This is a genomic window from Kosakonia sp. AG348, from assembly GCF_003337365.1.
Taxonomy (GTDB): domain Bacteria; phylum Pseudomonadota; class Gammaproteobacteria; order Enterobacterales; family Enterobacteriaceae; genus Kosakonia.
This window is the reverse complement of sequence record NZ_QPJR01000020.1, coordinates 1-4995: the sequence shown is the minus strand read 5'-3', so window position 1 is coordinate 4995 and position 4995 is coordinate 1. Positions and strand designations below refer to the sequence as shown.

Below are 4995 nucleotides of genomic sequence, written 5' to 3'. Positions count from 1 at the left end.
CCTGACCCCATGCCGAACTCAGAAGTGAAACGCCGTAGCACCGATGGTAGTGTGGGGTCTCCCCATGCGAGAGTAGGGAACTGCCAGGCATCAAACAAGTGAAGAGGCCATCCTGACGGATGGCCTTTTTGCGTTTTTACGCTGCGAAACAGCACAAGCGCTCATCCTGCGGATGCGGTAAACTAGCCGTGTTTTTGCATCAGGATAGCGCTAATGAATCTCTCCCTTAAGCCCTGGAATACCTTTGGTATTGATCGCCAGGCTCACCAAATTGTTTGTGTCGAAAGTACGCAGCAACTACTCAATGCCTGGCAGTCTGCAGTACAAAGCCAGCAGCCCGTATTGATCCTTGGCGAAGGAAGTAACGTATTGTTTCTGGAAGACTTTGTCGGCACGGTCATTATCAATCGTATTAAAGGAATTGACGTTCACGAAGAGGCGGACGCATGGCTTTTGCATGTCGGTGCGGGAGAGAACTGGCATAATCTTGTACGGTGCACACTCGAGCAAGGCATGCCGGGACTGGAAAATCTGGCATTAATTCCTGGCTGTGTGGGCTCCTCTCCTATCCAGAACATTGGTGCCTATGGCGTTGAGTTACAACGTGTCTGCAGTTATGTAGATTGCATGGAGCTCAGTAGCGGTGAGTCGCAGCGTTTATCTGCAGAGGCCTGCCGCTTTGGCTACCGTGACAGTATCTTTAAGCATGAATATCAGGACCGTTACGCGATTACTGCTGTTGGGCTGCGTTTGGCAAAATCCTGGCAGCCTGTACTGACCTACGGTGATTTAACCCGTCTGGATCCCGCGACTGTAACGCCTCAACAAGTTTTCGATTCCGTTTGCCAGATGCGTACCAGCAAGTTGCCGGATCCTAAAGTGAACGGGAATGCGGGTAGCTTCTTCAAAAACCCGGTGATCACGGCTGAGCAAGCTCGCATACTGCTCGCACGTTTTCCTCATGCTCCGCATTACCCACAGGAAGATGGTTCAGTGAAGCTGGCCGCAGGCTGGTTGATCGATCAATGCCAGTTGAAAGGAACCTCATTAGGGGGCGCTGCGGTCCATCACTTACAAGCTTTAGTGTTGATTAACACCGGGCACGCAACGAGCGGAGATGTGGTGCGTCTTGCACATTTTGTTCGGCAAAGTGTAGGCGATAAATTTGATATCTGGCTGGAACCGGAAGTGCGCTTTATAGGAGCTTCTGGCGAGGTGAATGCGGTGGAGGCTATTGCGTGAAAGACAATACCGTTCCATTAACGCTGATTTCGATTCTGGCGGATGGCGAATTCCATTCTGGCGAGCAGCTTGGTGAGCGTTTAGGCATGAGCCGTGCTGCTATCAACAAACATATCCAGACGCTACGTGACTGGGGTATAGATGTTTTCACCGTGCCGGGAAAAGGCTATAGCTTGCCAGAACCTATTCAGCTACTGGATGAAGCCCTTATCAGTAGCCAGGTCGCGCAGGGTTCTGTTGCGGTGCTACCTGTGATCGATTCAACCAACCAGTACCTGTTGGATCGCTTAAGTGACTTACGCTCCGGTGACGCCTGTGTTGCCGAATATCAACAGGCTGGTCGTGGGCGGCGTGGGCGCAAATGGGTATCTCCGTTTGGTGCCAACCTCTATATTTCCATGTACTGGCGGCTTGAGCAGGGGCCGGCGGCTGCAATTGGTCTGAGCCTGGTCATTGGGATCGTTATGGCCGAGGTGTTGCGCGATTTAGGCGCTGAGCAAGTTCGCGTCAAATGGCCAAATGATCTTTATCTACAGGATCGTAAACTCGCGGGGATCCTCGTCGAATTAACGGGGAAAACCGGCGATGCGGCACAAATTGTCATTGGCGCTGGCGTTAATCTTGTAATGCGAAAAACACAGGCAGAAGATATCAGTCAGAGCTGGATTAATCTGCAGGAGGCTGGTGTGCGCATTGATCGTAACCAACTGGCGTCACGCTTGATCATTGAACTTCGCACTGCCTTACAGCAATTTGAACAAGAGGGGTTAACGCCTTTCCTCTCTCGCTGGGAAGTGCTGGATAATTTCATTAATCGTCCTGTGAAGTTGATTATTGGTGAAAAAGAGATCTTTGGCATTTCCCGCGGGATTGATTCACAAGGTGCTTTGCTACTTGAGCAGGACGGCGTTATTAAACCCTGGGTGGGTGGAGAAATATCGCTTCGTAGCGCGGAATAATAAAAAGGGAGCATTCATGCTCCCTTTTTATTTATTTGCGTAGTCGTACTTGTTCCACGGCATGGTTGGCGCTTTTTGTCATTATCAGGCTTGCGCGCTCGCGGGTTGGCAGGATGTTTTCTTTAAGATTTAGGCCGTTAATTTCTTTCCACAATGACATAGCAATCTCAATCGCTTCGGCTTCCGATAATTTGGCATAGTTGTGGAAATAAGAGTCCGGATTGGTAAATGCCCCTTCCCGGAACTTCAGGAAACGGTTGATATACCAGGTTTGCAATAGATCTTCTGGCGCATCCACATAAATCGAGAAATCAACAAAGTCGGAAACAAACACATGATGTGGATCGTGTGGATAATCCATCCCGCTTTGTAAAACATTTAACCCTTCGAGAATTAAAATATCCGGTTGCGAGATCGTTTTATCCCCATCGGGGATCACATCATAAATAAGATGTGAATAAACCGGCGCGGTGATGTTAGTCACGCCCGATTTAATATCTGAAACAAACTGCACAAGACGGTGCATATCATAAGATTGCGGAAACCCTTTTTTCTTCATCAAGCCGCGGTCTTTCAGCACCTGGTTTGGGTGCAAAAAACCATCGGTCGTAATGAGTTCAACGCGGCGATGCTCTGGCCAGCGGCTCAGTAGTGCCTGCAAGACGCGAGCGGTGGTGCTTTTGCCCACGGCAACGCTACCCGCAATGCTGATGATATAAGGAATACGCTGCCCGTTAGTGCCGAGAAATTGTTCAAGAACGGCCTGACGGCGTAAGTTCGAACTGATGTAGAAATTGAGTAAACGGGAAAGTGGAAGATATATTTCCGCAACTTCTTCCAAAGAAAGGTCTTCATTAATGCCTTTTAATCTCGCGATCTCGCCTTCGGTTAAGGTCATAGGGACAGAATCGCGAAGCGCAGCCCACTGGCTGCGATTAAACTGTAAGTAAGGCGTCATTAACGTTTGCTCTTTTTTACTCATAAGCTTTTATTAGCCTGCCATTATCACTCGCTGCGTTGGCTTCCTGCGCGCAGTAAGAGAGAGACTCTATAGATAATGCTATGGCACGACGTTATTGAAATAAGTGGGATCAATGGGCAGGAGGTTAACACCAGATGACAGGGAATAATATGAAAAATCGCGTTGAGGTGATGCTTTCAGTAGAAAGCATCACGCGCTTCACTTTAGCTGGCAATAGAACGAACCATCTGATTTACAGCAAATAAGCGTTTAAAATAAATGGCTGCCGGGTGGTAATAACCATCTGCAGAGCAGAGAAAATCAGGCACTTCACCAAGGCAGCGGTATCCCTGTGAGCGATAGAACGCTTCTCCGGCAGAACCCGCCAGCACTTCAAGCGATAGCAAACCGCGCTGGCGAGCACATGCTACTCTCTCAAGTTCAGCAATGAGTCTCTTGCCAACACCTGTGCGGCGGGCGCGGCGATGTACCAGCAGAAGTTTGATATGTCCCCGGTTAAGGGCTTCAGGTTGCATGTTGAGTTGTAAACTGACGCTGCCCGAAACGCCCTGTTCATCCCGCGCAATCCAGATGAGTCGCTCGCCTTTTTCCAGTTCACTGCGTAAACGGTAAAAGCTACTTTCAGCTTCCTGTTGGCTGATCGAACGTTGATACCCCACGGATGCGCCGCTGTGCAATGCGTCCAGTAGCAATTGAGCAAGTTCCGGGCAATAGACCGGCAAGGTGGCTGCATTTAACAAAACAATCTTCATGATGACGCCTCCGCTGGGGTGTGATAGCGGAGATGCAATTAGTGATCCACTTCACGATCCCACCCTAGCGCTGAGGAATCGGCGTTGAGCGAGTTTTTATTTGCACCACGATAACGCAACTGCACTGGCAAAGGTCTGCCCAGTATTGAGCAGAGAAGGGTGGCGAGAGAATAGATGGGAATGAATCATGAAAAATGGTGGTTTTTTCCACGGTGTTGCATGAAATTACAGCATTTCTTCGGCTTGTCGCGCAAAATGTGAGCGATAGAACGTTTTGTGCAATTTTTTAGTTGCATCAATCCCTCTGTCTCCCTAGAATGCGCGCTACTTGATGCCGACTTAGCTCAGTAGGTAGAGCAACTGACTTGTAATCAGTAGGTCACCAGTTCGATTCCGGTAGTCGGCACCATCAAGTCCGGTGGGGTTCCCGAGCGGCCAAAGGGAGCAGACTGTAAATCTGCCGTCACAGACTTCGAAGGTTCGAATCCTTCCCCCACCACCATTTTCGGTTACGCAAAAACGTAACCTGAGTTGGTGTCAGTAGTGAATCAGCTCTTTGGGAGAGTGTCTTCTCCCGATAATACAGAAAGTACTGGGTAGCCGAGTTTCAGGATGCGGGCATCGTATAATGGCTATTACCTCAGCCTTCCAAGCTGATGATGCGGGTTCGATTCCCGCTGCCCGCTCCAAGACGTGCTGATATGGCTCAGTTGGTAGAGCGCACCCTTGGTAAGGGTGAGGTCCCCAGTTCGACTCTGGGTATCAGCACCACTTCACTTCTCCTCCCTGGTTTCTCTTCTGTTATTAGCATTCAACGAGTCGGGCATGTTGCCTGGTTGATGTGGTGATATCACCGATTTATCCGTGTCTTAGAGGGACAATCGATGTCTAAAGAAAAGTTTGAACGTACAAAACCGCACGTTAACGTCGGTACTATCGGCCACGTTGACCATGGTAAAACAACGCTGACTGCTGCAATCACTACCGTTCTGGCTAAAACCTACGGTGGTTCTGCTCGCGCATTCGACCAGATCGATAACGCGCCGGAAGAAAAAGCTCG

At 49.5% G+C, this 4995-nt stretch carries 5 protein-coding genes, 4 tRNA genes and 1 rRNA gene; 8 read left to right on the top strand and 2 right to left on the bottom strand.

The window, feature by feature from the left end:
- The 3 genes from rrf to birA all read left to right on the top strand — a co-directional run.
- Nucleotides 1-89: ribosomal RNA gene (rrf, locus tag DFO56_RS24455) — 5S ribosomal RNA — on the top strand; the annotation flags it as partial.
- Nucleotides 90-213: 124 nt separating this feature from the next.
- A complete protein-coding gene (gene murB, locus DFO56_RS24450) occupies nucleotides 214-1242 on the top strand; it encodes a UDP-N-acetylmuramate dehydrogenase (protein ID WP_045514743.1) in 1029 nt (342 codons plus the stop codon).
- Entirely contained in the window at nucleotides 1239-2201 is a 963-nt protein-coding gene (birA, locus tag DFO56_RS24445; protein ID WP_045514745.1) for a bifunctional biotin--[acetyl-CoA-carboxylase] ligase/biotin operon repressor BirA, read from the top strand. Before murB ends, birA begins: the two co-directional genes overlap by 4 nt.
- Before the next feature lie 31 nt (nucleotides 2202-2232).
- On the opposite strand, the gene coaA is transcribed toward birA, so the two are convergent.
- Both coaA and DFO56_RS24435 read right to left on the bottom strand, forming a co-directional pair.
- Nucleotides 2233-3183, bottom strand: coding sequence for a type I pantothenate kinase (gene coaA / locus DFO56_RS24440; RefSeq protein ID WP_017460033.1), 951 nt, complete (start codon nucleotides 3181-3183; stop codon nucleotides 2233-2235).
- A 203-nt stretch (nucleotides 3184-3386) separates the two neighbouring features.
- A complete protein-coding gene (locus tag DFO56_RS24435; RefSeq protein WP_020456056.1) occupies nucleotides 3387-3935 on the bottom strand; it encodes a GNAT family N-acetyltransferase in 549 nt (182 codons plus the stop codon).
- Between the two features lie 333 nt (nucleotides 3936-4268).
- Here DFO56_RS24435 and DFO56_RS24430 point away from each other — a divergent pair.
- The 5 genes from DFO56_RS24430 to DFO56_RS24410 all read left to right on the top strand — a co-directional run.
- Nucleotides 4269-4344 (top strand) — tRNA-Thr (locus DFO56_RS24430).
- 8 nt (nucleotides 4345-4352) lie between these two features.
- Nucleotides 4353-4437: transfer RNA gene (locus tag DFO56_RS24425), tRNA-Tyr, on the top strand.
- 112 nt (nucleotides 4438-4549) lie between these two features.
- Nucleotides 4550-4624, top strand: a tRNA-Gly gene (locus DFO56_RS24420).
- A gap of 6 nt (nucleotides 4625-4630) precedes the next feature.
- Nucleotides 4631-4706, top strand: a tRNA-Thr gene (locus tag DFO56_RS24415).
- A 113-nt stretch (nucleotides 4707-4819) separates the two neighbouring features.
- Nucleotides 4820-4995: GTP-binding protein (locus DFO56_RS24410; RefSeq protein WP_016831079.1), on the top strand; the 176-nt coding region annotated here is incomplete at its 3' end.

What these genes read in the sequence shown, in the direction of transcription:
- murB (WP_045514743.1), top strand. Translation starts at nt 214, where the DNA reads ATGAATCTCTCCCTTAAGCCCTGGAATACCTTTGGTATTGATCGCCAG.
- coaA (WP_017460033.1), bottom strand. Translation starts at nt 3,183, where the DNA reads ATGAGTAAAAAAGAGCAAACGTTAATGACGCCTTACTTACAGTTTAAT.
- DFO56_RS24435 (WP_020456056.1), bottom strand. Translation starts at nt 3,935, where the DNA reads ATGAAGATTGTTTTGTTAAATGCAGCCACCTTGCCGGTCTATTGCCCG.